The 23,630-nt window shown below is 70.6% G+C and carries 26 protein-coding genes; 16 read left to right on the top strand and 10 right to left on the bottom strand.

Annotated elements, in window-relative coordinates:
• Window positions 1-14 precede the first annotated feature (14 nt).
• The gene (gene sufU, locus LJ657_RS09625) at window positions 15-482 is read left to right on the top strand and encodes a Fe-S cluster assembly sulfur transfer protein SufU (protein ID WP_030933411.1); all 468 of its coding nucleotides are present in this window, start codon (window positions 15-17) and stop codon (window positions 480-482) included.
• A complete protein-coding gene (locus tag LJ657_RS09620) occupies window positions 479-811 on the top strand; it encodes a metal-sulfur cluster assembly factor (protein WP_028809645.1) in 333 nt (110 codons plus the stop codon). Before sufU ends, LJ657_RS09620 begins: the two co-directional genes overlap by 4 nt.
• A 60-nt stretch (window positions 812-871) precedes the next feature.
• On the opposite strand, the gene LJ657_RS09615 is transcribed toward LJ657_RS09620, so the two are convergent.
• On the bottom strand, window positions 872-1,711 hold the full coding sequence (locus tag LJ657_RS09615) for an AbfB domain-containing protein (RefSeq protein WP_232648005.1): 840 nt from the start codon (window positions 1,709-1,711) through the stop codon (window positions 872-874).
• Window positions 1,712-1,935: 224 nt separating this feature from the next.
• On the opposite strand from LJ657_RS09615, the gene LJ657_RS09610 reads away from it, so the two are divergent.
• Together LJ657_RS09610 and LJ657_RS09605 are read left to right on the top strand one after the other, a co-directional pair.
• On the top strand, window positions 1,936-2,256 hold the full coding sequence (locus LJ657_RS09610) for a DMT family transporter (protein ID WP_232648004.1): 321 nt from the start codon (window positions 1,936-1,938) through the stop codon (window positions 2,254-2,256).
• Window positions 2,256-2,804: a TetR/AcrR family transcriptional regulator gene (locus LJ657_RS09605; protein ID WP_232648003.1), complete on the top strand. Its 549-nt coding sequence runs from the start codon at window positions 2,256-2,258 to the stop codon at window positions 2,802-2,804. Before LJ657_RS09610 ends, LJ657_RS09605 begins: the two co-directional genes overlap by 1 nt.
• A 544-nt stretch (window positions 2,805-3,348) precedes the next feature.
• Here LJ657_RS09605 and LJ657_RS09600 read toward each other — a convergent pair.
• Window positions 3,349-4,236 carry a winged helix-turn-helix transcriptional regulator gene (locus tag LJ657_RS09600; protein WP_232648002.1) on the bottom strand — a complete coding sequence of 296 codons (888 nt, stop codon included), beginning with the start codon at window positions 4,234-4,236 and terminating at the stop codon, window positions 3,349-3,351.
• A 92-nt stretch (window positions 4,237-4,328) separates the two neighbouring features.
• Between LJ657_RS09600 and LJ657_RS09595 the strand changes: the two genes are divergently transcribed.
• Together LJ657_RS09595 and dapD are read left to right on the top strand one after the other, a co-directional pair.
• On the top strand, window positions 4,329-5,621 hold the full coding sequence (locus tag LJ657_RS09595; protein WP_232648001.1) for an MFS transporter: 1,293 nt from the start codon (window positions 4,329-4,331) through the stop codon (window positions 5,619-5,621).
• 213 nt (window positions 5,622-5,834) lie between these two features.
• A complete protein-coding gene (dapD, locus tag LJ657_RS09590; protein WP_232648000.1) occupies window positions 5,835-6,824 on the top strand; it encodes a 2,3,4,5-tetrahydropyridine-2,6-dicarboxylate N-succinyltransferase in 990 nt (329 codons plus the stop codon).
• Window positions 6,825-6,875: 51 nt separating this feature from the next.
• Here dapD and LJ657_RS09585 read toward each other — a convergent pair whose 3' ends face one another.
• Entirely contained in the window at window positions 6,876-7,379 is a 504-nt protein-coding gene (locus tag LJ657_RS09585) for a hypothetical protein (RefSeq protein ID WP_232647999.1), read from the bottom strand.
• 116 nt (window positions 7,380-7,495) lie between these two features.
• Here LJ657_RS09585 and LJ657_RS09580 point away from each other — a divergent pair, with 116 nt between their 5' ends.
• On the top strand, window positions 7,496-8,065 hold the full coding sequence (locus LJ657_RS09580) for a SigE family RNA polymerase sigma factor (protein ID WP_232647998.1): 570 nt from the start codon (window positions 7,496-7,498) through the stop codon (window positions 8,063-8,065).
• Window positions 8,062-9,282 (top strand): SMP-30/gluconolactonase/LRE family protein, encoded by a 1,221-nt coding sequence (locus LJ657_RS09575; RefSeq protein ID WP_232647997.1) that lies wholly within the window; start codon window positions 8,062-8,064, stop codon window positions 9,280-9,282. The genes LJ657_RS09580 and LJ657_RS09575 overlap by 4 nt, the downstream gene beginning before the upstream one ends.
• A gap of 31 nt (window positions 9,283-9,313) precedes the next feature.
• Here LJ657_RS09575 and dapA read toward each other — a convergent pair whose 3' ends face one another.
• Window positions 9,314-10,204: a 4-hydroxy-tetrahydrodipicolinate synthase gene (gene dapA, locus LJ657_RS09570; protein WP_232647996.1), complete on the bottom strand. Its 891-nt coding sequence runs from the start codon at window positions 10,202-10,204 to the stop codon at window positions 9,314-9,316.
• Window positions 10,205-10,364: 160 nt separating this feature from the next.
• Between dapA and LJ657_RS09565 the strand changes: the two genes are divergently transcribed.
• The 6 genes from LJ657_RS09565 (at window position 10,365) to LJ657_RS09540 (ending at window position 13,786) form a co-directional block, all read left to right on the top strand.
• Window positions 10,365-10,511, top strand: coding sequence for a hypothetical protein (locus tag LJ657_RS09565; protein WP_232647995.1), 147 nt, complete (start codon window positions 10,365-10,367; stop codon window positions 10,509-10,511).
• Window positions 10,508-11,200: a hypothetical protein gene (locus tag LJ657_RS09560; RefSeq protein ID WP_232647994.1), complete on the top strand. Its 693-nt coding sequence runs from the start codon at window positions 10,508-10,510 to the stop codon at window positions 11,198-11,200. The genes LJ657_RS09565 and LJ657_RS09560 overlap by 4 nt, the downstream gene beginning before the upstream one ends.
• Window positions 11,201-11,273: 73 nt before the next feature.
• A complete protein-coding gene (locus LJ657_RS09555; RefSeq protein WP_232647993.1) occupies window positions 11,274-11,693 on the top strand; it encodes a phage holin family protein in 420 nt (139 codons plus the stop codon).
• Complete coding sequence (locus LJ657_RS09550) at window positions 11,690-12,247, top strand: DUF3618 domain-containing protein (protein ID WP_232647992.1); 558 nt, start codon at window positions 11,690-11,692, stop codon at window positions 12,245-12,247. The genes LJ657_RS09555 and LJ657_RS09550 overlap by 4 nt, the downstream gene beginning before the upstream one ends.
• A 194-nt stretch (window positions 12,248-12,441) precedes the next feature.
• Window positions 12,442-13,038, top strand: coding sequence for an ArsR/SmtB family transcription factor (locus LJ657_RS09545; protein ID WP_232647991.1), 597 nt, complete (start codon window positions 12,442-12,444; stop codon window positions 13,036-13,038).
• 13 nt (window positions 13,039-13,051) lie between these two features.
• Window positions 13,052-13,786 carry an SRPBCC family protein gene (locus LJ657_RS09540; protein WP_232647990.1) on the top strand — a complete coding sequence of 245 codons (735 nt, stop codon included), beginning with the start codon at window positions 13,052-13,054 and terminating at the stop codon, window positions 13,784-13,786.
• Between the two features lie 14 nt (window positions 13,787-13,800).
• On the opposite strand, the gene LJ657_RS09535 is transcribed toward LJ657_RS09540, so the two are convergent.
• Window positions 13,801-15,627 carry a DUF8508 domain-containing protein gene (locus LJ657_RS09535; protein WP_232647989.1) on the bottom strand — a complete coding sequence of 609 codons (1,827 nt, stop codon included), beginning with the start codon at window positions 15,625-15,627 and terminating at the stop codon, window positions 13,801-13,803.
• Between the two features lie 278 nt (window positions 15,628-15,905).
• Here LJ657_RS09535 and LJ657_RS09530 point away from each other — a divergent pair, with 278 nt between their 5' ends.
• Entirely contained in the window at window positions 15,906-17,351 is a 1,446-nt protein-coding gene (locus LJ657_RS09530; protein ID WP_232647988.1) for a hypothetical protein, read from the top strand.
• Between the two features lie 105 nt (window positions 17,352-17,456).
• Here the strand turns inward: LJ657_RS09530 and LJ657_RS09525 are convergent, their stop codons facing one another.
• From LJ657_RS09525 to LJ657_RS09515, 3 genes are read right to left on the bottom strand one after another with little or no spacing between them, the layout of a single operon-like run.
• The gene (locus LJ657_RS09525) at window positions 17,457-17,897 is read right to left on the bottom strand and encodes a hypothetical protein (protein ID WP_232647987.1); all 441 of its coding nucleotides are present in this window, start codon (window positions 17,895-17,897) and stop codon (window positions 17,457-17,459) included.
• A gap of 37 nt (window positions 17,898-17,934) precedes the next feature.
• On the bottom strand, window positions 17,935-19,101 hold the full coding sequence (locus LJ657_RS09520) for a chymotrypsin family serine protease (protein ID WP_232647986.1): 1,167 nt from the start codon (window positions 19,099-19,101) through the stop codon (window positions 17,935-17,937).
• A 57-nt stretch (window positions 19,102-19,158) separates the two neighbouring features.
• Complete coding sequence (locus LJ657_RS09515; protein WP_232647985.1) at window positions 19,159-19,389, bottom strand: hypothetical protein; 231 nt, start codon at window positions 19,387-19,389, stop codon at window positions 19,159-19,161.
• A gap of 314 nt (window positions 19,390-19,703) precedes the next feature.
• Between LJ657_RS09515 and LJ657_RS09510 the strand changes: the two genes are divergently transcribed.
• Complete coding sequence (locus tag LJ657_RS09510; RefSeq protein ID WP_232647984.1) at window positions 19,704-21,149, top strand: alkaline phosphatase PhoX; 1,446 nt, start codon at window positions 19,704-19,706, stop codon at window positions 21,147-21,149.
• Between the two features lie 317 nt (window positions 21,150-21,466).
• On the opposite strand, the gene LJ657_RS09505 is transcribed toward LJ657_RS09510, so the two are convergent.
• Both LJ657_RS09505 and LJ657_RS09500 read right to left on the bottom strand, forming a co-directional pair.
• Window positions 21,467-23,023: an alpha-L-arabinofuranosidase B gene (locus LJ657_RS09505; protein ID WP_232647983.1), complete on the bottom strand. Its 1,557-nt coding sequence runs from the start codon at window positions 23,021-23,023 to the stop codon at window positions 21,467-21,469.
• 162 nt (window positions 23,024-23,185) lie between these two features.
• On the bottom strand, window positions 23,186-23,630 hold a 445-nt coding region (locus tag LJ657_RS09500; protein ID WP_232647982.1), incomplete at its 5' end, for an AbfB domain-containing protein.

Below are 23,630 nucleotides of genomic sequence, written 5' to 3'. Positions count from 1 at the left end.
CGTGAGCTGAGACAGTGAAGCTGGACTCGATGTACCAGGAAGTCATCCTGGACCACTACAAGAACCCGCACGGGCGTGGTCTTCGGGATGGCGACGCCGAGGTGCACCACGTGAACCCGACGTGCGGCGACGAGATCACCCTGCGCGTGAAGTACGACGGCACGAAGATCGAGGACGTCAGTTACGAGGGCCAGGGCTGCTCGATCAGCCAGGCCTCGGCCTCCGTCCTGAACGAACTGCTGGTCGGCAAGGACCTGGCGGACGCCCAGAAGATCCAGGAGACCTTCCTGGAGCTGATGCAGTCCAAGGGCCGGATCGAGCCGGACGACGCGATGGAGGAGGTGCTGGAGGACGCGGTCGCGTTCGCCGGTGTCTCCAAGTACCCGGCCCGGGTCAAGTGCGCCCTCCTCAGCTGGATGGCGTGGAAGGACGCGACGGCCCAGGCCCTGGGCGGAGCCGACGCCGAAAGGAAGACGGCATGAGCGAGACCGTTGAGATGAAACCGGCCTCGGAGGAAGAGGTCCGTGAGGCGCTGTACGACGTCGTCGACCCCGAGTTGGGCATCGACGTCGTCAACCTCGGCCTGATCTACGGCATCCACATCGACGACGCGAACATCGCGACCCTCGACATGACCCTGACCTCGGCGGCCTGTCCGCTGACGGACGTCATCGAGGACCAGGCCAAGTCCGCCACGGACGGCCTCGTCAGCGAGCTGCGCATCAACTGGGTCTGGATGCCGCCGTGGGGCCCCGACAAGATCACGGACGACGGGCGGGAGCAGCTGCGGGCGCTCGGGTTCAACGTCTGAGCTCCACCCACCGGTTGAAGACGACGGCGACGCCCTGAGGGCGTCGCCTTTGTCGTGTCCTCAGGCCAGTCCGGCCACGAACCGGAACGCCGAATCCGCCAGATACAGCGAGCTGTTCTGGAACGGATCCAGCTTCAGCTGGAAGTTCTGATGCCGCAGGAAGCGGCCCGGGTAGTTCACCGACTCCAGCATCACCGCACCCGAGTACGCGGACGCCCGCGGGCAGAAGGTCGCGTCCTGTTTGAACAGGGAGGAACCGTCGTTGCGTTCGGAGCGCAGGAGGAAGTTGCGGTGGCGGAGGTAGGTGCCGTCGGACGTGGCGAAGGAGTAGCAGGACGAGTCCGCCAGGCCCTTGACCACCGTGAAGGTGGCGTCCTGCCGTGCAGCGGCCGAGGTGACCGGGTCGAGCTTCACGTAGTCGCCGCTGACGTGCCAGTAGCGGCCGGGGTAGTTCACCGACTGCATGGACACGTAGGTGGCAGACGGTTTCGAGTGGCTCGGCGAACTCGCATGGGACGTGGGCGACTGGGACGGCTCGGTCCCGCCGGCCGCGGAGTCGTGCGGGCCGGGTGCTGGAGAGGCGCTGGTCCGCGCGGACGACAGGCCGCTCTCTCCGGTCTTTCCCGCGGGTGCCGTGACGCCGTTCCGGGACGGGGTGGCAAAGGAGATCAGACCGGGGAAGGTCTCCGCGCCCGAGGGCGAGGGGGCCCCGGAGGCCCGTGAGGGACGGTCAGAGTCCTTGTCCATCACGGCTATCGCCATCGCACAGGCGACGATCGTCGCCAGGGCCAGCGCGCCGGCCAGCCAGAGTCTTCGGGTCCCGGGAGCCCGGGACGTGTCGGGGACCCAGCCGTTCTCCCATGGCTGGTTCCGGGGTGGCTCGGGGGTGGTTTCTGGCATGCGCTGTTCCTCCAGCGGCGCCCGAGGCGGCGGCCGGGGGTGAGGTGAGGGTGGGGTGAGTGAGCGGTGAAACCTTAGTGGAGCGGAGGGATCACGGGGAGTCGTTTCAGTGAGCGATTTCCATGAATGGTGAACCTCCTCATGCGGAATGCCGGACACCGCATCCTTCGGCGTCGGCGTGCCGTTGTGTACAGCCGTACGCATCATTGTGTACGCTCGTACACATGGCATTCCTGATGCTCCTCGCGGCCATCGCCGCAGAGGTGGGCGGTACCACCGCCATGAAGTTCAGCCACGGCTTCAGCCGGCTGTGGCCGTCCGTGCTGACACTCGCCGGATACGGCGTCTCCTTCTGGCTGCTCGCCCAGACCCTGAAGAGCATGTCGGTCGGCACGGCCTACGCGATCTGGGCCGGCCTCGGCACCGCGGCCATCGTGGCGATCGGCATCCTCTACCTCGGTGAGGGGATGACCGTCCCGAAGGCCGTGGGGATCGGGCTGATCATCGTCGGGGTCGTGGTGCTCAACCTGGGAGGCGCGCACTGATGCCCCGGCGCTACGACCCCGACCGGCGGCAGCGGATCATCGACGCGGCGATCCGGGTGGTGGGCGAGAAGGGCCTGACAGGGCTGAGCCACCGCTCGGCCGCCGCCGAGGCCGACGTGCCGCTCGGCTCGACGACGTACCACTTCAAGACCCTCGACGAGCTGATGGTCGCCGCGTTGCGGCAGGCGAGCGAGGGCTTCGCCGAGGTGGTCGCCTCGCGCGGCGGCCTGGAGGACCCGCGGCCCGACCTGGCGGCCGAACTCGCCGGCTGCCTGGGCGATTGGCTCGCGGGCGACCGCACCGGCGTGGAGCTGGAGTACGAGCTCTACCTCGCCGCCCTGCGCCGCCCCGCCCTGCGCCCGGTCGCCGCAGAATGGGCCGAGGGCGTCGCCGAACAGATCGCCCGGCACACCGACCCGGTGACGGCACGGGCTCTGGTCGCGCTGATGGATGGCATCTGCCTGCAGGTGCTGCTGACGGGGGTGCCCTACGACGAGGAGTACGCGCGCGGGGTGCTGGCACGGATGCTTCCCCGACCCGGTTCATGAGCCGGGGCCGACTGGCTTCGCCCACTGCCGTCCAGGTCGCGGACGGAGGGCGACGGAGAGCCGTCGCTCAGTCGCTGGAGGGGCCGGAGCTGTCCGCTCCGCTCCACCGCCGGTGTGCGCCTGGCATCGACCGCTATGCGGCCCGGAGTCCCGGCGGTCGCGGCTGACGGCTGCCCGTGCTCGGGGTGCCGCAGAGCGCCGTCCGGCTTCGTGCGCAGCACTCCTGGCAGTCCCGCACCGGGCCCGATCGGGTCGCCGCGGTTTGGGTCGAGTCCTGTGCCTGGGGCACCGGCAGCGGGATGGTCGCGCGCCCCGTGCTGGGTGCGGTCGGATGGGCCGTGGGCACGCCCGCGGAGGCCGCGAGTCCGCCGCCGCGTCAGCCGCCGACCGCGGCTCGGCTCGACTGGTTCGTCGGGGCGGACGACGCCATTGCCCACTACGGGAACGGTCTCGCTCGCCGCGCCGTCGGTCGGTGGCCGGGACGTCCTGCCGCTGGTGGATGAGGTCGGGGTCGCCTGCCCCACGGGGAGCGCGGGGCGCGGGGTCAGTCCGCCGAGCCGAGACGCCGGACCGTGGCCAAGGCGGCCGCCACGCTTCCGGCGATGTCCGTCACCGGATAGTGCACCTCCCTTACGACCCGCTGCCGGTCGACGACCAGCGTGAGCCGCTTCAGCCGGCTGGCCCCCGCCGCGCGGAACGTCGGCAGCCGCAGTGCGGCGATGAGCGACAGTCCGGCGTCCGACAGCAACGGGAACCGCAGCCCCTCCTTCTCCGCGAACGCCCGCTGCTCGTCCGGGCGTTGGGTGGAGACGCCGTGCACGGCCGCCCCCGCGGCCGTGAACTCGGCCAGCCGGTCGCGGTAGGTGCAGGACTCCAGGGTGCAGCCGGGTGTGCCGGGGATGTCCGTCCAGCCCGGCGGGTAGGCGTCGGCGCGGGCGTAGGCGCCGGGGAAGCAGTACAGGACGGTGTACGGGCTGTCGGCGGCGACCGGGTCCAGCAAGCCGCCCGTGTGGCCCGGGAGCCGGAGCTCCGGGATCCGGTCGCCGACCAGTTCGTGCACGCGCTGGGCCTCCGCGGAGGCCTCCGTCGTCGTGGCCGTCGTGCTCCCGTCGCCCAGGACCCAGGCGTCCCCCCAGTCCTGGAGGGCGATCAGGACGGGGAGCAGGGCCCGGCCGCGCGGGGTGAGGCGGTACTCGTGGCGGACGGGGCGCTCCTGGTACGGCACCCGGGAGAGCACGTCCGCTTCGACGAGAAGGCGCAACCGCTCGGTCAACACCTTTCGGGATACGCCGAGTTCGGCCTGCAGCGCGTCGAAGCGGTGCACCCCGCGGGCCGTGTCGCGGACGATCAGCAGTGTCCACCAGTCGCCGACCACGTCCAGGGCCTGTGCGATGGCGCAGGTGGCGTCCTCCAGGCTCGTCCTGCGGGCCATGGCTTCCCGTCCCTTCGTGCACAGGTCGTCGTTGACCTGAGGCTGTCATGCCCCCATAGTAAGTTCCTAAAGGGAACTCACCTGGGGGGAACGTGCGAGGTCTGCGAGAAGTGCCGCGGACGGTCTGGCTGCTGGCCTGCGGGACCTTCGTGAACATGGTCGTCAGCGTGAGCTTCGCCTACACGTTCCTGTATCTGACCGGGCCGCGGGGGCTCGGCACGGGGCACGCGGGCCTGCTCAGCGGTGTCGCGGGGGCCGGGCTGGTCGCCGGGAACTTCACCGGCGGCTGGTACGGCGACCGTTTCGGGCACCGGCGCGTCCTGCTCGCGGGCGCCGCGGTGTCAGGGCTCGTCCTGGCCGCCGTACCGCTGCTGCCGACCTCGCTGCTGTTCGCCGCGCTGCCGCTGTCCCAGTACGCGGCCGGGGTGCAGCGCGCGGCCAACTCCGCGCTCGTCGCGGTCATCGTGCCCGAGGGGGCGCGGCGGCAGGCGTTCGCCGTGGTCCGGGCCGCGGCGAACGGGGGGTTCACGCTGGGGCCCGTACTCGGAGCGCTGGTCGCCACGCGTTTCTCGTACGACTGGCTGTACGTCGCGGAGGGGCTCGGGAGTCTGGGGCTGGCGGGCTGGACGGCCCGGGTGGTGCCGGCGCGGGGGGCCGCCGGTCGGGGGCGGGCGGGGAGCGCGGGGCACGCGGGCCGGGGCGGGGTCTGGTCGGCACTTCGGGCTCGGCCCGGGGTGCTGGTGCTGCTGCCGGCGATCCTGGTCGTCGATGTCGTCTACCGGCAGCAGTACTCCACGTTCCCCGTCTTTCTCGCCGGCCACGGGATGGATGCGCGGGTGTACGGGGCGCTCCTCGCGATCAACGGGGGTGTGCTGCTGTGCCTGGAACTGCCGGTGGCGGTGGTGCTGCGGCGGCGGTCGCCGTTGCGGATCGTGGGGTGCGGGCTGTTGTTGGTCGGTGGGGGGTACGGGGTGCTGTTGGTCGGTGCCGGGGTCGGGGCCGCGGTGGTGATGATGGGGCTGCTGACCTTGGGGGAGGTGTTGTACAAGACGACCGCTACGGCTTATGTCGCCGATCAGGCGCCGGAGCATGTGCTGGGGCGGTTTCAGTCGTTGTATGCCGGGGTGTCGATCAGCGGGGTGGTGCTGGCCGCGCCGCTGGGTGGGGTGCTGTACGCGGTGGCGCCGGGGGTGCTGTGGCCGGTGTGCGCCTTGTTGGGGGTGGTGGCCGGGGGTGCGGTGCTGGTGGCCGGGGGGCGGGCTGCTGACCGCTTGCCTGCGGCCGCTGCGGGCTCTCGCCCCCGCCGCCCCTACCCGTCCCGTTCCAGGGGCGCTGCCCCTTCGGCCCCGCTGGGGGCTGCGCCCCCAGGCCCCCCATCGGCCTGAACGGCCTCGTCCTCGCACGCCGGACGGGCTGATTCCCGTTGGTTGAGAGGGGTGCCCGCTGGGGCTGCGCCCTCAGACCCCCCTCCGGCCTGAACGGCCTCGTCCTCGCACGCCGGACGGGCTGGGTGGGCTGGTGGGGGGCACCCGCCCGTTACCTGAGACGGGGGGACCATCGGTTGGCCTGGGTGGGGGCTGGGCGGTTAGGTTGCCCTCATGACCGACACGACTGCTCCTCGTACCACCGGCGCCGTGGGCGCCGGGCTCGCCACGATTGCCGCTGATGGCACTGTTCTCGACACCTGGTTCCCCGCGCCCGCGCTGAGCGAGGAGGCCGGGCCGGCCGGGACCGAGCGGCTGTCCGCCGAGAAGGCCGTGGAGCTGCTCGGTGAGGGCGCCGCGAAGGCGATCGGTCCGGACGCCCGGCGGGGCGTCGAGGTCGTCGCGGTGCGCACGGTCATCTCCTCGCTCGACGAGAAGCCGGTCGACACGCACGACGCCTACCTGCGGCTGCACCTGCTCTCGCACCGGCTCGTCCAGCCGCACGGCCAGAGCCTCGACGGCATCTTCGGCCTCCTCCCCAACGTCGCCTGGACCTCGCTCGGCCCGGTCGCCGTCGACCAGATCGAGAAGGTACGGCTCAACGCCCGCGCCGAGGGCCTGCACCTGCAGGTGACCTCCGTCGACAAGTTCCCGCGCATGACGGACTACGTCGCCCCCAAGGGCGTCCGTATCGCCGACGCCGACCGGGTGCGGCTGGGTGCGCACCTCGCCGAGGGCACCACCGTCATGCACGAGGGCTTCGTCAACTTCAACGCCGGCACGCTCGGCACGTCGATGGTCGAGGGCCGTATCTCCGCGGGTGTCGTGATCGGCGACGGCTCCGACATCGGCGGCGGCGCCTCCACCATGGGCACGCTGTCGGGCGGCGGCAACGTGCGCATCACCATCGGCGAGCGCTGCCTGATCGGCGCCGAGGCGGGCGTCGGTATCGCGCTCGGCGACGAGTGCGTCGTCGAGGCCGGTCTGTACGTCACCGCGGGCACCCGGGTGACCATGCCCGACGGGCAGATCGTCAAGGCCCGTGAACTCTCCGGCGCCTCCAACATCCTCTTCCGCCGCAACTCGGTCTCCGGCACGGTCGAGGCCCGCCCGAACAACGCGGTCTGGGGCGGTCTGAACGAGATCCTGCACAGCCACAACTGAGCGGTACGACAGCCCGGGCGCCCTCCTGCCGACAGGCGGGAGGGCGCTTCGTCATCTCCGCGCCTCCGCCGCGAAATCCGCAAGTGCCGCGAAGTCGTCCTCGCGCAGGCCGAGTCGTGGGCTGACCTGGTGCAGGAGCGCGGGGCCCGGGTGGTGGGCGGACACGTACTCCTCGTCCGCCGGGCTCTGTTCGTCGTCCACCCAGGCGAAGGGGCGGCCCTCGGCGTAGGCCACGATCGCCTCCGTCTTCCAGTGCACCCCGTCCGGGCGCAGGGCGAAGAGGCCCGCGCCGAAGTCGACGTACGGCAGCTCGGGCAGGCCGACGACCGGGGCGATCCAGCGGTTGGCGGCGTCCATCCAGGTCGTGGCCCAGCAGAGGTCGTAGTCGAGGGAGAGGAGTGCCGGGCCGTGGGACGGGTTCAGCCAGACCCGCAGGGGCCGGCCCGGGTGCAGGGCCACCCTGATCGTCGTATACCCCTCGGGGCGGCGTTCCGGTTGTGCGGCCCACGGGTTGAGCGGGCCGTCGACGTCGAGGAACAGCAGGGGGCGGCTCACAGGAACAACGTACGGAAAAATTCTTCGTCCGGCAGGCATAGCCGTGCGCGGCCGCACGCGTCACAAGGGGCACAGGGGCGGGCACAGAGGCAGCCGCCGGGGAAGAGAAGGTGACGATGAATGCCGAAGGGCTGGACAGCTTCCGCGAGTTCGTGGACAGCCGGTCGTCCGCTCTGCTGAAGACGGCCGTGCTGCTCTGCGGGGGAGATCAGCACGCCGGCGAGGACCTGCTGCAGAACGCGCTCGTCAAGGCGGCGGGGAAGTGGCAGCGGATCGACGAGCCCGAAGCGTACGTACGCCGGATCCTGTACCGCCAGCAGGTCAGCCGCTGGCGGCTGAAGTGGCGCAGACGGGAGGTCAGCGTCGCCGAACCACCCGAGGGGGGAGGGCGGTTCGCGCACTCCGGTGACACGGCCGCCGCGGCCGAGCTGCGCGTGGTGATGCGCGAGGCGCTCGCCAAGCTGACCGCCCGCCAGCGCAGCGTGCTGGTGCTGCGCTACTTCGAGGACCTGCCGGAGGCCGACGTGGCCCGTCTGCTGGGCTGTTCCGTCGGCACCGTGCGGTCCACCACCCACCGATCCCTGTCCCGTCTGCGCGTCCTGGCACCGGAGCTCGCCGCCCTCGGCCCGGCGGACGCCGAAGAGCAGCCGTCCCGTGACTACTCAACCGTGGAGGTGCGTCCGTGAACGTCGACGAACTCGTCCGCGACGCCCTGCGCGAGCAGGCCGCCGAGCAGCACCCGGCGGCAGCGGGGTTCGCCGACCGTGTCCTGGCCGTCCGCCGGCGCCGCCGTACGCGCAGGCTCGCGGCCGCCGCCCTCACCACTGCGGCCGCGGTCGCCGTCGGGATCGCGGTGCCGCTGCTCGACTCCGGCAAGAAGGACGTACGTCCCTCGGACGTCGTGGACCAGCAGAAGACCAAGACCCACCCCGACCAGTCGCCGCCGCGCGATCTGATCTCCGTCGGGGGAACGACCCTGGCCGCGTACTACAGTTCGCAGACGGTCAAGAAGACCGAGACCACCGCCGTCAGCCAGCGGACCTACTACCTGCTGAACCCGAGGACCGGCAGGTACGAGAGGTCCCCGAAGTGGTCCTGGGTCGCCGTCGCGCCCGGCTCGACGACCGCTGCCGTCCTGGAGCGTGATCTGCCCGCCTCGCGCATCGGCCTGCTCGACCTCGCCTCCGGCGAGGTGAAGCGGTGGGTCCAGGTCGACCACGGGGTCGGCGGACTCGCGTTCTCCCGCGACGGCCGGACTCTCGTCGCGACCACCTACAGCGAGAACCCGGACCTCCAGCCCATCCCGAAGAAGCTGAAGGGGGGCGGCGAAGTGACCGACGGGACGACTTCGCACCGAACCGGCTTCTACGTCGTCGACGTGGCGTCCGGGAAGGCGCGGTGGAGCCAGGTCGACGCGGGCGGCGGTCCCGGTTCCGTCGGCATGATCAACTCCCGCCAGGACTTCGCCCTCACCGACGACGGCGGGCATGTCTGGGCCGGTAACCCCAGCGGCGAGATCGGCAAGGAGTTCTGGGACCTCACGGGCCGGAAGGTCTCCGCGCCGGCGGGCGACAAGTACCTGGAGTGGTTCGTCGACGCCGGGAAGTCGCCGAACGGCAGGCTGGTCGCCGGGGACTTCGCCGGCGAGGGGTGGAAGACCGCCTCCTGGGTCGTCGACGCCTACACCGGCAAGAAGACCAAGGTGCGCGGGCAGCAGCTGCTCGCCTGGGTCGGCGACAACCGGCTCATCGCCTGGGACATCGACAAGGACGTCAAGAACGAGTTCCACAACCGGCTCGTGCTGGTCACCGTCGGCAGCAACAAGGAGGTGCCGCTCAGCGGCTTCCGCAAGGGCAACGACGGGGCCGCCGGGCGCTGGGAGCCGATCTTCGCCCAGCCCTGACGGGTCACCGCTGATCGGTCGGTCCGCCCGGTCAGCCGGCCGTGAGCTCCTCGTAGGCCGCCAGCAGCCCGTCGACCGTCTCTCGGCCGGCGGGCCGCAGCGGGGCGCGGACGGTTCCCGCGGGCAGGCCGAGTTCGTTGAGGAGCGCCTTGGTGGTGACGGTGCCGGGCAGACCGGCCGACATCATCAACTCGATGAGCGGCGTGGCGCGTTGCTGGAGGCGGGCGGACACGGGGGTGTCGCCCGCCTCGAACGCGTCCAGCACCGCACGGAGTTCGGACGGCACGACGTTCGCGACCGTGCTGATGTAGCCCGCGCCGCCCACCGCGTACAGCGCGAGGTTGTGTTCGTCGCAGCCCGCGTAGTACGCCAACTCCGTGCACGAGAGCACCTTTTGGGCGGCGAGTAGGTCGTAGGAGCAGTCCTTGACCGCCACGATCCGGGGGTGCTCGGCGAGCCGGATCATCGTGTCGGACTCGATACGGGTGCCGGTGCGGCCCGGGATGTCGTACAGCGCGACCGGGAGCCCGGAGGCGTCCGCGACCGTCCGGAAGTGCTCCTCCAGGGCGTCCTGCGGGGGCCTGCTGTAGTACGGGCTGACCACCAACACGCCGTCCGCACCCGCCTTTTCGGCCTGCCGGGCGAGCTCCACCGTGTGCCGGGTGTCGGCGGTCCCGACGCCGGTCACGACCGACGCCCGGTCGCCCACCGCCTCCCGCACCGCCTCGACCAGCGCCGCCTTCTCGGCGTCCGTGGTGGTCGGCGACTCGCCCGTCGTACCGGAGAGCACCAGACCGTCGCACCCGTGGGAGACCAGGTGGTCGGCGAGGCGCTGCGCCCCGTCGAGATCGAGCGCACCCTCCTCGGTGAAGGGCGTGATCATCGCGCAGAGGGCACGGCCGAAGGGAGCGGTAGTCGTCATGCTCTCAGTCTCGGCAGACCGACAGTGAAGCTCCACTTAATTCTTCTACGAGATATTGATAAGCATTGCTATGGGACGACTGGCCGGGCCCTATGTCCATTTCGCCCGCCATGGGTCAGCATGGTCGTGACGGTCATCGGCATCGGCCCATGGAGGCGTCATGAAGCTCGGCAAGGCACTGGCCACCGGAGTCGCGGAGGAGCAGCCGCGGATCCATGAGGAAGAGCTCGAACTGCCCGAGGAGCCCCAGGACGTCGAGGCGTCCGTGCGCGAAGAGGTTCCGGGAGAGGTTCCGGCGGTCCGATGAGACTGCGGCTTCCGGAGGAACGCCCTACGGAGCCGCCGACCGGATACAAGATCGCCCACCCGGTGCTGTCCCAGGACGGCACCCGGGCCGGGTTCACCGGCGTGTCGCTGGGCGGCCCGCTGCCGTACGGAGTCCTGGCCGACGCGTCCTGTGTCTACGGGCTGCGCCACAAGGCACCACACCGTCGCTGCGGCTGCGGCTTCCACTGCGTGCACGACCGTGCGGCGGCAGAGGGGCTGCTGTGCACGGCCGAGCACCGGGCGGCCGTCCTGCTGGAGGTCCTGGTCCTCGGCCGCTACATCCGCTTCGAGCGCGGCTTCCGCTACGCCCGCCAGTGGGTACGGACCGTCACGGTCGGCCCCTGTGCGTGCGGCACGGTAGCCGCCGCCCTGGCCGACGCGGGCTGGGGCCGGCCCGGCTGGCGCGCGCTGGCGCCCTCCTGTGCGGGCTGCGTCCGCGGCCGTACGTCCGTCTCGCTCGCCGCGTTCGCGCGGCTGGCCGGGGAGGGGCTGCGGGTGGTGGCGGGCAGCAGCGCGGCGCTGCCGTCGGCGGACCGCGCGGTGCCCGAGGGGCTCGGGGTGCCCGAACTCGTCGCCGAGGCAGCCCTGTTGCAGGCCCGCCTCGACTGGTTCCAGACCCAGCTCGGCCGGCTCGGCGAGCGCGGTCCGGGCGGTGGCCGGCAGGGGTAGCGGGGATCGGCGGGGGTACCCGGAGTGTTCCGAACGAGAGGAAGCCGAGAGGAACGCGTAAGGAGGCGACCCCGTGACCGGGACCATGCACCCCCAGCCGGTGCGCGACGGGCACCGCTCGGTGGGCGAGCTCGTCGGGCAGGCAACCGAACAGCTTTCCCTGCTCGTGCGGCAGGAAGTGGCCCTCGCCAAGGAGGAGCTGTCCGCCAAGGGCCGGCGCGCCGGACGCGGCGGCGGACTTCTCGGCGCGGCGGGCGCGTTCGCCTACGCCGGCCTGCTCGCCCTGGCCGGAACGGCCGTTGCCGCCCTCTCGCTGACGCTGCCGGTCTGGGCCGCGGCGCTCATCGTGACGGCTGTGCTGTTCGTGATCGCGGCCGTGCTGGCTGCGACCGGCCGCGCCCAGCTGCGCCGCGCCGCGCCGCCCACGCCCGAGGAGACCCTGGGCAGCGTCCGGGCCGATGTCGAGGAGATCAGGGAAAGGGCGCACCGATGACCGACAGGGCAGGGCCGACCGGCGCCAAGGGGCCCGATGAGCTGAGGCGGCAGATCGAGCAGACGCGCGGCCAACTCGGCCGAACAGTGGAGGAGTTGGCGGAAAAGATGGATGTGAAGGGACGCGCACGGGCCCGGGCGGCCGACCTCAAGGACAAGGCGGGCGCCATGACCGTGCAACTGCGCAGCACGGCCGCGCACGCCGGCCACGTGGTCCAGGACAGGGCCACGCAGGCAGGTCACCAGGTGCACGACAGGGCCACGGAAACGGGCCACATGGTGCACGACAGGGCCACGGAAACGGGCCACAAGGTGCACGACAGGGCGACGAAGACCGGTCACCAGGTGCACGACCGAGCGCTGACCGCGGGCCACGCCGCCCAGGACAGGGCCACCCGGACGGGACACACGCTGCAGCACAGGGCGGAACACGACGTCCCGTGGCCCGCCGGCCCCGTCGTCAGGGCGGCGGTTCGGCATCCGCGGCCCGCGCTGGCCATCGGAGCGGCGCTGGCCTTCGTCGTGGTGGTGGGCTGGAGGTACCCCAAGCGGTGACGGAATGAGGCTCCTGCTCAGCCTTCACCTCCGGATCGGGCACACCCGCTCCGCCGTCCTGTGCTGACCCTTCCACCGTCCTGCGCTGGCCTTCCCACCGTCCTGCGCTGGCCTTCCCACCGTCCTGCGCTGACCCTCTCACCGAAAACTCAAGTCTTCTGGACAAAAAAAGTTTTCGGTGGGAGGGTGGACGCATGCTGGACGTCACCGTGATCGAGGACCCCGAGGCCGCCGCAGTCTCCCTGGACCCCGTAAGGGCCAGGCTGCTCGCCGAGCTGGCGGCCGGACCCGCGTCGGCGGCGATGCTGGCCGGTCAGGTCGGCCTGCCGCGGCAGAAGGTGAACTACCACCTGAAGGCCCTGGAGCGGCACGGTCTGGTCGAGCTGGCCGGCGAGCGCCGCAAGGGCAATGTCACCGAGCGGTTGATGCGGGCGACCGCGGCGTCGTACGTCATCTCGCCGCTCGCGCTCGCCGCCGTGCAGCCGGACCCGGACCGTTTCCGGGATCAGCTGTCCGCGCGCTGGCTGCTCGCCCTCGGTGCCCGTCTGGTGCGGGACGTCGGCTCGCTGATCACGGGTGCCGCGAAGGCCCGCAAGCGCCTGGCGACGTATGCGCTGGACGGTGAGGTGTGCTTCGCCTCCGCCGCCGAACGGGCCGCGTTCGTCCAGGAGTTGACGGCGGGCGTCACCGCGCTGATCCGCAAGTACGACGCCCCCGACGCCGGGGGCGGGCGCGACCACCGGATCGTCGTGGCCGTCCATCCCACCCTCAAGGCAACCGAGCAGGACTAGTCAGGAGCCCACCATGCCCAAGGAATTCGAGATCGCCAGAGAGTTCGAGGTCGACGCCACTCCGGAGGAGGTGTGGAAGGCGATCACCACCGGGACCGGCGGGTATCTGTGGCCGATGGAGCCGCCGGAGCCCCGGGTCGGCGGCAAGGGGCCCTTCGGGTCCAAGGTCACGGCCTGGGACCCGCCGCACCGCTACACCAACCGCGTCGAGGACGTCGAGGGCATCTCCGTACAGACCCTCAACCAGCTCGACTACACCGTCGAGCCCCGCGACGACGGCCGGCGGGCCTGGGTGCGGTACGTGCACAGCGGCATCTTCGTCGACGACTGGGACAACCAGTACGACGGCGCCGCCAAGCACACCGACTTCTATCTGCACACCCTGCGCGAGTACCTGGTCCACTTCGCGCCGCGGCCGGCCGCCTTCGCCAGCTTCGACGGGCCCGAGGCGTCGAAGGCCACCGACGCCCTCGCCGTCGTGGGGCGGGCGCTCGGTGTCGGCGAGGACGTGGCCGCCGGCACCCGGGTGACGGTCCGGGGGCCCGACGAGTTCGAGGCCGTGGTGGACTTCCGCAACCCGTACTTCATCGGGCTGCGCACGGACCGCGGCCTCACCCGCGTCTTCGGGCGCAACCACTGGGGCCACCCGGTCGGCATCTCCCTGCACGACTTCACCCCGGACGCCGACATCAAGGAGTGCGAAGCCGCCTGGCAGGACTGGCTGAACGGCGTGTTCAGCCAGTCCTGAGCAGGGCCGCCCCGTTACGGGCGGAAGCGCAGCACCTGCGGGTCGTGGTCGCTGATCTGGTCGTTGAACTCCGAGTTGACGTGCACGCTGTCGTACTCGAATTTGCAGGACCGCCGGATCGACGGGCTGATCAGGATCTGGTCCAGAACCTGCTGGTTGCCCTGGTAGTCGTAGGTGTAACGCTCGCTCTTCGGCAGCGACTTGATCGCCGACCAGAGCTCGCCGTGACCCTCCAGGATCTTGGCGGTGTCGGAGAACTCGAAGTCGTTCATGTCGCCGAGCGCGATGACGTCCGCGTTCTTCTGGACGTCCAGGATGCTCTTGACGAACGCGTTGACCAGCGTCGCCTGGGCGTGGCGCTGGGTCTCCGAGCTGCGCACCGGCGGCTGGTACTGCGCGGTCAGCCCCTGGTCGCCGCCCTTGGAGTTCAGGTGGTTGGCGATCACGAAGACCGTGCGGCCGCGGAAGACGAACTCGCCGGCCAGCGGCTTGCGGCTGGACTTCCAGGCGTCGTCCGCCGGGTCGATGCGGCCGGGGGAGGCCGTGAGCTGCGCCTTGCCGTGCACCTTGGTGACGCCCACCGCGGTGGTGGAGTCGCCGCCCGCGCGGTCCACGAAGGACACCCGCTCCGGGTTGAAGAGGAACACCTGGCGGATGTTGCCGCCGGGCTCGCCGCCGTCCTGGTCGTTGACCGGGTTGATCGAGCGCCAGTCGTACTTCGGGCCGCCCGCCGCGACGATCGCGTCGATCAGCTTGTTCACCGTCACGTCGGCGGCGACCGTGCCGTCGTCCGTCGCTCCGTTGTTGTCCTGGATCTCCTCCAGGGACACGATGTCGGGCGACTGCAGGTTGTTCACGATCGCGGCGGCGTGCGCGTCGAAGGTCTTGTCGGACGGGTCGAGGTTCTCGACGTTGTAGGTGGCGACCGCCAGCTCGCCGCGCGACTGCTTCTTCGTCGTCTCGCGCTGCAGACCGCCGCTCTTCAACGTGCCAAGCTGGTTCGCGACCAGGGTGTAGCCGCCGAACTGGTTGAAGTCCAGCGGGCCGGCCGTGGTACCGGTCAGCATGTCGCCGACGTTCGCCTTCGGGAAGTCGGCCGTCGCACCCAGCGACTGGATCTGCAGCCGGCCGGTGTTCTGCGAGTCGTAGGAGCCGTAGAGCGTGCCGCCGCTGGGGGTGCGGTGCTCGTGTGCCTTCACGGTGACCCACAGCTCGGAGTACGGGTCGGTGGCCGTCACCACGCGGGCGTCGGCGACCTGGACGTTCATGCCCTCCAGGGACTCGTAGTAGTCCAGGGCGTACGTCGACGGCTGCAGCGTCAGGCCGTTGATGGAGCCGCTCGCCGCGGTGTCGCCCGCCGGGGCGTAGCGCGCGGGTACCGACTTCGCGTCGATCACCGTCGGGGCCGGTACCGCGTTGCCGGTGGAGACGGTGGTGACCGTCGGCTTGGTGATCTCGGTGACCGACTGGTTGCCGGACGAGGCACCGCCCGGCACGTACTCGGAGACCGTGCCGGTGACCGTCACGGAGTCACCGACGGCGACCTTCGGGGTGGAGCTGGTGAAGACGAATATGCCCTCACTGGTGGCCGGGTTGTCGTCCGGGTTCGGATCCTGGATCCAGAAACCTCTGGAGGAGCCGTAGGTGCGCACGCCGGTGACAATTCCGGCCACGTCCGTGACCTTCTGGCCGGCGTACGAAGAAATGCGCGTACTGCCCTGGATGTCATGGATGCGCACGGAGTCGGCGTGCGCGGGCGAGGTCAGCGCTACGGCGGACGCCGCGGAACAGACGGCGGCGACAGTGAGCGCGGCGAGACGCGCGGAAGACTTGCTGGGCAACGGGATCCCTCCGGGGACGTGCGTGGGCGCCGGGACGAGGGTGGTGCGTGGGACGGTCGGAGGCCGCTACCTGTGGGGCGGTGGCGACGCGCGTAGAAAATACAGTGAACATGTGTCCGCTTCGTTTCTACGCGCGTCAATCTCCTGCGTACTCACGCCAGTTGTCAAGGTTTCGGCCATGTACGGACGGGGGCCGGGAGATGAACCGGGCGGCATGGGTGGAAATCCGTCTAGGCTGAGCGTTTGAGTGGTACGACACGCCCGAGGAGAACCAGCCGATGTCAGACAGCTCCCCCCTGCCGCCGGTGCGGCTGCATCCCGAAGCGGAGCTGGCGCGGGACGCGTTGGCCACGCCGCTGCTCTCCCGGGCCGCGCGGCTCGCCCGCTGGGCCGGGCCGGACACGCGCATCGACGCCGGGGGCGGCCTCGTCGAGGAGCAGCTGCCGGCCGCGGCCGAGCTGCTCGGGCTGAGCGGGGACGACGCCGCGGCCTTCGCGAGCGAGGCCTGGCGGGTCGCCGTGGACACCGGGCTCGTCGAGATCGTCGACTCCGAGGACGAGGACGAGGGCACCGTCGCCGCCGGGCCGGACCTGGCGCTGCTCACCCAGGGCTCTCCGCACGAGGTGCTGGCCGTGTGGCAGGAGGCCCTGGAGACGGTGCTAGCCGACGCGAGCGTCCCCGACCTGGACGACCTCGAAGGCGCCCTCGACGAGACCGGTGAGATCGACTTCTCCCGGCTGGAGTGGGACCCGGAGGCGGAGGCCGACTTCCTCGACGGCGTCCTCGGCAACCTGTACCTGCTCACCGTCAGCGAGGACGGACCCGGCGACGGACCCGTCCCACTTCCCGCCCTCGCCGCGTCGATGATCGTGCCCAGCGACATGGGGGAGCCCACCAACGACGTCCTGGAGCAGGTCTCCGACGCGATGATGCGGCTCGACGACCAGTTCCGGCTGCTGGAGCCGGTGGGGCTCGTCGAGTACCAGCCGGTCGACGAGGCGCTGATGGCGGAGCCCGATGACGCTGTCGCGGAACCCGCCGCACGGGCCGACGACACCGACGTCTCGCGCTACGGCATGGTGCGGCTGACTCCCCTCGGGCTGTACGGGCTGCGGGCACGCCTGCTGGAGGCCGGCCTCACCGCGCCCGCGGTCGGTGACCTCGTGGACAAGGGCGCCGACGTGCTGCTCGACGGGACGGCGACGTTCCCGCCGACCGCGGCCCAGGCCGAGACCGAACAGTGGCTGGCCCGCCGCGAACCCCTTGCCGCCGCACGGGAGTTGCTGGCCGCGGCGCGTGGCGCGGACGCCGGTGCGCCCCTGCGCCGGCTGCGCTGCCAGCAGGCGCTGTCCCTCGTCGGCACCGAGGCCGAACCCGCACTGCGCGAAGTCCTCGACGACCCGGAGCTGGGCGGGCTCGCCCGGGTCTGGCTGAGCGAGCACGGAGCCCCGGACGTGCCCGCCCCCTCCGAGGCGATGATCTTCTGGCTGACCATCGACACGATTGCCGCGCAGCTGGCCGCGGAGGGCAACTCCGAGGAGTTGCGGGCGCTGGTGCAAGGGTTGGCCGCCCAGCACGGCGGCTTCTTCGCGGCGGCCTGGCGGGTGGATCACCCTGCCACGGCGGACGTGCTGGAGGCGATGGGGCGGTTGCATCCGGACAAGCGGATCGCCAAGGAAGCACGGAAGGCGGCCTTCAAGGCGCGGTCCCAGCAAGGTGGTTGAGCGGCCTCGTTGAAGTCCGCTGGGATCTGCGCGATCAGCCGTCGGTCGCCTGCGGCATCGTCGTGGCTGATCGCGCAGTTCCCCGGCGCCCCTTCAGGGCGCGGCCTAGCAGTGATAGACCGTCGTGTGCTTGAACGAAGACGTCGCCCCGTTGAAGCCGTACGTCCCCCGGTACGCCGGCGGGTTCTGGTACTCGCCCACGATGGTCACCGTCGCGGTGCCGTCGTGCCGCTTGGCGTCCAGGCGGAGCGTGTCGCCGATGAAGCCGCCCGTGATGTTCCACGGAGGACCGGCGATGGTGCCCGTGATCTGGCCGCCGAGAACGACGTACGGGTGGGTGTTCGGGTTGTACTGCACCTCCAGCTCCCAGGTCACCGTCGCCCCGTTGTGCAGCTCCAGCTTCGCCGTGGTGGACACCGCCTCCGGCGACACCTCCTGCTGCCCCGCGAACGCCTCGTCGCGTGTCTTGACCTCGGCGCCCTGAGCGTTGTGGAACCGGTGCTCCGCCGACGCCGCGGTCCTCTGCCTGCGTGCCTGTGTGGTCATGGGATTGGCCTCCCCTCGTACGGAAATCGATCGACCGTCAGGCCAGCTGCTCGGCGACCTCGATGCGCAGCAGCGCGCGGACGTTCTCGACGTGGTTGGCGATCGTGACGGTGGACGAACCCGCGAAGAGCAGGCCCAGCGCGACGTTGTCCAGCGAGGTGACCAGGGAGCCCGAGTCGCCGCCCGCCGAGATGTTCGTCGTGAGGATCTGGTCCTTGAAGCGGGCCGTGCCGGCCGTCCCGTAGTTGACGTCGATCGTCGCGTCGACCGCCATGATCCGGCCGAAGCTGATGTTGGTCGTCCGGCCGGTCTTCTTCACCAGGTCGCCGACCGCGACATTGGCCTTCCGCCGCCAGGCGCGCGGGGCCCCGCTGAAGTACTGCTCACGGGTGGCGTCCTGGAACTCCACCGCGCCGAGCGCACAGTCCACCACGTTGTTCTGCCGGTCCAGGGGGATCTGCGGCGCGAACTGGATCGTGATGAAGCGGTCCAGCGTCGCGATCCGGTCCGCCGGGTCCGTACCGCCGTCGAAGACGCCCGGCTGCACGATCGGGCTGCCCAGCTGTGCCCGGTTGGAGTCCGCCAGCACATGGTTGTTGGACAGGACGTAGAACTTCGCGGGCGTGCCGAGGCCGGGCCCCGGCGGGTTGACCGTCGCGCCCGGCAGGAAGTCGTACACCACGCTGCCCAGCGTGCCCGCCGTCACCCGGACGTTGCCCACCGAGAAGCCCGAAGGGCACGGCCGCATACGGCGCTTGAGGATCTGCGGCTCGAACGCGGCCGGAGCACCGCTGAACTCCTCCAGCAACGGCTGGGTCAGCCGCGCCAGTTGCTCCTCCACGCCGCCGTCCGGGCCGTACGCGGCACCGCGCCGCTCGTCACGGCGCGAGCCCGCCTGCCGCTGCTGGCGCTGCGCGGCCACATGGCCGACCGCCACCACGTCCGTGGGCGTCCCGTCGTCCATCCGGTACGGCACCACGTCCCGCTCCGGCAGCATCGACTCCGGAACCTTCTGCGTCACGAACACCAGCACGGCCTCCTGGCCGGTCGGTTCGCCCCCGCTCCACTTCACGCCGTGGCCGAAGCCCACGACGTTCGCCAGCGGCTGCTCGCGGCGCAGGAAGTCCGACAGCGCCTGCTGCCGTGAACTGTCCCTGAGCTGTCCGCCGGTGGGTCCTCGCATCAGTTCGGACTGGCTCGTCACGGCCAGACCACCTACTTCCCCGGTGTCGTCGCGGTTCCGGGGCCCGACAGGGCGGTGCTACTCCTGCGCGGAGACCTCGCCGATCGCGAGCACGCGCACGGGTACGCCCTCGAGTTCCTCCGGAACCACGTCCTCGTCCCTGAGCCGGTCCCGGGGCACCTCGCGGGTCACGAAGACGATGATGACGTCCCGGCCCGTGGCCTCGTCCTTCCCGGTCCCGACCCCCGTCACATTGGGCAGGCGCATCAGCCGGCCCTCATGGAGGCTGCGTGCACGACCTGCGTCCACTTCGGCTCGCCTCCCCCGGGTTCTCCAGGCAACTGGGTGTCTATTGCCGTGGACACCGCCGGTCACGGTGTCCTGCCCTAGATCATGAGATTGGCGAGGATAAGCGTCATTCGACCTTCTTTACGAAGATTCGTCCGACCAATTACCTGGGCGCAAGGGTTTTTTGAGTTCCGTGGTCTTGGGCGTACGGATTCATGGAAGTGTGTCCGTCGGTGTCGCCCGGTGTTCAACTCCCGTTCAGGCGTGGGCGGGACGGTGTCGCCGACCCGAGGTCCGCCACCCTCCACGGCACACCCACCGTCACAGGAGACACCATGTCGCTCACCCGCAGGGACTTCGCCAGAACATCCGCGATCACCGGTGCCGGTGTCGCGCTGGCGGGCAGCGTCGGCGCCCTCGCCACCGCCCCGAACGCCCTTGCGTCCACGGACACCGACGAGGCAGGCGGGGAGTCGGCGGCCGAACACGGCGGCGTCGGCTACGGCCCGCTGCTCCCCGACCCGGACGGCATCCTCGCCCTCCCCGCCGGCTTCAAGTACCGGATCATCACCTACAGCGGCCGGACCAAGCTGGAGTCGGGCGAGTTCACCCCCTCCAACCACGACGGCACCTCCACCTTCGCCGGTCCCCGCGGCGCCACGCTCCTCGTCAACAACCACGAGCTGAAGGGCCCCCGCGCCGACTGGCCGCACCCGGTCCCGCTCACCGAGGGCCTCGTCTACGACCCGGCTGCTTCGGGCGGCTGCACGGTCGTCGAGGTCCGCCGCGACCACGTCGCCGAGTGGGTCGGCATCGCCGGCACCTCCACCAACTGCGCGGGCGGCAACACCCCTTGGGGTACCTGGCTCACCTGCGAGGAGACCGAGGACAAGGCCGGCCAGAACGGCATGACCAAGGACCACGGCTACGTCTTCGAGGTCGACCCGTCCGACCGCCGTGCCAACCGCGATCCCAAGCCCATCAAGGCGCTGGGCCGTTACGCCCACGAGGCGGTCGTGGTCGACCCCAGGCGCGGCCACCTCTACCTGACGGAGGACGCGGCGACCCCCAACGGCCTGCTCTACCGGTGGACCCCGCCGGAGGGCTTCTGCCACGGCCGCGGCAAGCTCCGCACCCTCGCCGACGACGCCGGCGTCCTCCAGGCATTCAAGTGCTTCGACTCCGGCGGCAAGTTCGTCGACGACCTCTCCCGCGCCACGAAGACCGGCACCGTGTACGGCGTCGACTGGGTCGACGTGCCGGACCGCGACGCGCGGACGACCTCCGTCCGCAAGCAGTTCACCACCGGCCAGGTCACCCGCGCCCGCAAGCTCGAAGGCATGTGGTGGGGCGACGGCGGCGCCTACATCGTCTCCTCCTACGCCCGTGACGAGAGCCCCGTCCGGCACGACGGCGCCGTCTGGTTCTACGACCCCAAGCGCCGCACCCTGACCCTGAAGGTCCTGCTCGGCGTCAACCCCGACCCCTCCGCCGAGGGCCACTTCGACGGCCCGGACAACATCACGGTCTCCCCGTACGGCGGCCTCGTCATCGCCGAGGACGGCGAGGGCCTCCAGCACCTGTTCGGCGCGACGGACAGCGGCCGCACGTACCCGATCGCCCGCAACGAACTGAACATCGGCACCGAAGACGAGCCGGAGTACAGCGAGTTCACGGGAGTCACCTTCTCGCCCGACGGAAGCACGCTGTTCGCCAACATCCAGGAGCCGGGGATCATGCTGGCGATCACCGGGCCCTGGAAGCGCCAGAAGCGCGGGTAATCAATTCGGTCGCTCCTCCCGCGGCACGCCTCTCGCATTGACGAACGTCAAGGTGCGAAGGCTGGACCTATTTCCACCTGCCGCTTCGACGATCTCGGGCGGCGTGTGCTCGGCCGCGATGGCGAGCGTCCACTCGGCGACGAGCCGCTCGTACTCAGCTCGATCCTCGCCGTACGGCCGACCGCCTCGCAGACCGCCCGCGCGGGCTGCTCGGACGATTGCCTGGCAGACGATGAGAAGGAAGCGAGCACAGCCTCCCCGCGATTGCGGGGCTGCCGTGCTCGCTGCCGGGGGCGCTCAGAGAGGCCCGTTGCCTGTCAGTTCCAGGGGGAGGCGGTGAGCCAACTGGTGTCCTGGGCCCACGACGACGTGGAGTCCCAGGTGTTGGAGCCGCCGTTGCTGGCGATGTAGGCCGTGAAGTTGTAGTGGCGGATGTACTTCGTCGGGAAGTTGACGGACTGGAAGGAGTGGCCGGTCCCGCTGTTGCCCGTGGTGGGGCAGAAGGTGGCGTCCTGGGCGAAGGAGCTGCCGCCGTTGTCGGTGTTCAGGTAGAGCTCGTAGTTGGAGTGGCGCAGGTACTGGCCGGGGTTGTTGGCGGACTCGAAGGACAGGCAGGAGCTGTTGGCGAGGCCGGCGCGGACGATCCAGGTGGCGTCGGCCTTGGTGGTGGCCGAGCTGGAGGAGGTGATGTTGGAGATGACGACCTTGGTGTCGGCGTCGTCGTGGCGGAGGTAGTCGTTGGTGCAGCAGGGGGCGGTGGTGGCCTGCAGGGAGATCCGGGAGCCGGGGGTCAGCGAGCCGGTGCTGGTCGAGCCGCTGTTGTAGCCGGCGGCGGTGATGTTGGCCTGTACGGCGTTCTCGGTGGCGTCCGAGGGGTAGCCGGAGGTCATGACGCCTTCGTAGAAGGTGCCTTGGGCGCCCTTGCTGTTGTCGCCGCCGATGCCCAGGATGATCGAGCCTTCCTTGTGCATCGGGTTGTAGCCGGAGACGTTGGGGCGCACGCCGTTGTAGAAGGTGGACAGACTGCCCGACTGGGCGTCGCCGCCGCGGATGGCCCACTGGTTCGGGCCGCCCTTGACCATGGCGGTCAGGAACCGGTTGGTGACAGTGGGGTCGCCCGTGTTGAGGTGCTGGTTCACACCGGAGAACAGGCCGTTCTCCAGGTCGGCCATGATCCAGGGGCCGTTGCCGCTGCCGGAGCCCCAGACCTTGTTGTTGCCGAAGTAGATGGCCTCCATGTGGCCGTTGCCGGTGTCGTGGTCGTTGGTCTCGGCGTTGCCGTAGTCGAAGCAGCAGCCGCCGTTGAAGTGGGTGCCGTCGAAGATCGCGTACTCGCCCTCGGGCTGGTCGCCGGTGGCGATGCCGTTGGTGTGGTCGTTGCGGTAGCCGGTGCCGGGGGCGACGTAGAGGCCGTACGCCTCGTGCCCGCCGACGGTGACCGGCGCCTCGAAGGCGTTGGCGAGGTTGTCCGGGCCGCTGGCGGCTCCGCCCGCGGGTGCCTGGGTGAGGTTGTTGCCCTTGCCGGACTGGTCGTAGATGTCGGTGATGACGCAGCTGGTGTTCGCGCAGAAGGAGTCCTGCGCGGCGGCGTTGGCGAAGCCGCCGGCGCTCAGCAGGCCGATGTCCTTCGTCGCGTTGTCGGAGGCACGCTTTACCTGGTACAGCGGGCCGTTGTACGACGCGTACAGGGCGCGGGTGGTGCTGTGTGCGGCGACGCAGGGGGTGCCGCCTGCGGCGTAGATGTCACACGGCTGCTGGGTGGCGGCCTGCGAGGTGGTCGCCGTGGCGGTGAGCAGGCCGGCGGCGAGCGCGGCGGTGGCACCGGCCGCGAGGAGCGCGCGTCTGGCGGTGCGGATCCATGGTGGCTTGATCATGCAGAGAACTCCTTCACAGGGTGGGTGATGTGCGCGTCGACGAACCCCGGTGTCCGGTTGTACGGACGGTGTCCGACTGTGCGAACAGCGGGTTGTGTTGACGCCTGCGGGTCCGGTGCGGATTCGGCTCTCGTCGGCACCGGACCCGGCGCGGGTTGCTCGTCAGCTCCAGGGGGAGGCGGCGAGCCAGCTGGTGTCCTGGGCCCACGAGGACGTGGTGTCCCAGGTGTTGGTACCGCCGTTGCTTGCGATGTAGCCGGTGAAGCTGTAGTGGCGGATGTACTTGGCCGGGTAGTTGAAGGACTGCAGGGAGTAGCCCGTCCCGCTGTTGCCCGGCTTGGGGCAGAAGGTGGCATCGGCGGCGAACTGGCTGGAGCCGTCGTTGGGCTGGAGGTGAAGCTGGAAGGCGTAGTGCCTGAGGTACTTGCCGGGTGTGTTGGCCGACTCGAAGGAGACGCAGTTGCCGTTGGCCAGTCCGGCGCGGACGGTCCAGGTGGCGTCACCCTTGACGGTGGCCGAACTGCCGGAGGTCACCGGCGCGATCACGGCCTTGTCGTCGCCGGCGTCGTGCTGCAGGTAGTCGCCGGTGCAGCAGGAGGTGGTGGCC

The organism is Streptomyces guryensis, assembly GCF_021261325.1.
GTDB classification, from domain to species: Bacteria; Actinomycetota; Actinomycetes; order Streptomycetales; family Streptomycetaceae; genus Streptomyces; species Streptomyces guryensis.
Note: the sequence above shows the minus strand (reverse complement) of the source record. Positions and strands in the feature narration are given on the sequence as shown.

What these genes read in the sequence shown, in the direction of transcription:
- LJ657_RS09565 (WP_232647995.1), top strand. Translation starts at nt 10,365, where the DNA reads ATGAAGCTCGGCAAGGCACTGGCCACCGGAGTCGCGGAGGAGCAGCCG.
- LJ657_RS09545 (WP_232647991.1), top strand. Translation starts at nt 12,442, where the DNA reads ATGCTGGACGTCACCGTGATCGAGGACCCCGAGGCCGCCGCAGTCTCC.
- LJ657_RS09510 (WP_232647984.1), top strand. Translation starts at nt 19,704, where the DNA reads ATGTCGCTCACCCGCAGGGACTTCGCCAGAACATCCGCGATCACCGGT.
- LJ657_RS09615 (WP_232648005.1), bottom strand. Translation starts at nt 1,711, where the DNA reads ATGCCAGAAACCACCCCCGAGCCACCCCGGAACCAGCCATGGGAGAAC.
- LJ657_RS09560 (WP_232647994.1), top strand. Translation starts at nt 10,508, where the DNA reads ATGAGACTGCGGCTTCCGGAGGAACGCCCTACGGAGCCGCCGACCGGA.
- LJ657_RS09605 (WP_232648003.1), top strand. Translation starts at nt 2,256, where the DNA reads ATGCCCCGGCGCTACGACCCCGACCGGCGGCAGCGGATCATCGACGCG.
- LJ657_RS09540 (WP_232647990.1), top strand. Translation starts at nt 13,052, where the DNA reads ATGCCCAAGGAATTCGAGATCGCCAGAGAGTTCGAGGTCGACGCCACT.
- LJ657_RS09505 (WP_232647983.1), bottom strand. Translation starts at nt 23,023, where the DNA reads ATGATCAAGCCACCATGGATCCGCACCGCCAGACGCGCGCTCCTCGCG.
- LJ657_RS09620 (WP_028809645.1), top strand. Translation starts at nt 479, where the DNA reads ATGAGCGAGACCGTTGAGATGAAACCGGCCTCGGAGGAAGAGGTCCGT.
- LJ657_RS09580 (WP_232647998.1), top strand. Translation starts at nt 7,496, where the DNA reads ATGAATGCCGAAGGGCTGGACAGCTTCCGCGAGTTCGTGGACAGCCGG.
- LJ657_RS09525 (WP_232647987.1), bottom strand. Translation starts at nt 17,897, where the DNA reads ATGACCACACAGGCACGCAGGCAGAGGACCGCGGCGTCGGCGGAGCAC.
- LJ657_RS09610 (WP_232648004.1), top strand. Translation starts at nt 1,936, where the DNA reads ATGGCATTCCTGATGCTCCTCGCGGCCATCGCCGCAGAGGTGGGCGGT.
- dapD (WP_232648000.1), top strand. Translation starts at nt 5,835, where the DNA reads ATGACCGACACGACTGCTCCTCGTACCACCGGCGCCGTGGGCGCCGGG.
- LJ657_RS09530 (WP_232647988.1), top strand. Translation starts at nt 15,906, where the DNA reads ATGTCAGACAGCTCCCCCCTGCCGCCGGTGCGGCTGCATCCCGAAGCG.
- dapA (WP_232647996.1), bottom strand. Translation starts at nt 10,204, where the DNA reads ATGACGACTACCGCTCCCTTCGGCCGTGCCCTCTGCGCGATGATCACG.
- LJ657_RS09600 (WP_232648002.1), bottom strand. Translation starts at nt 4,236, where the DNA reads ATGGCCCGCAGGACGAGCCTGGAGGACGCCACCTGCGCCATCGCACAG.
- LJ657_RS09550 (WP_232647992.1), top strand. Translation starts at nt 11,690, where the DNA reads ATGACCGACAGGGCAGGGCCGACCGGCGCCAAGGGGCCCGATGAGCTG.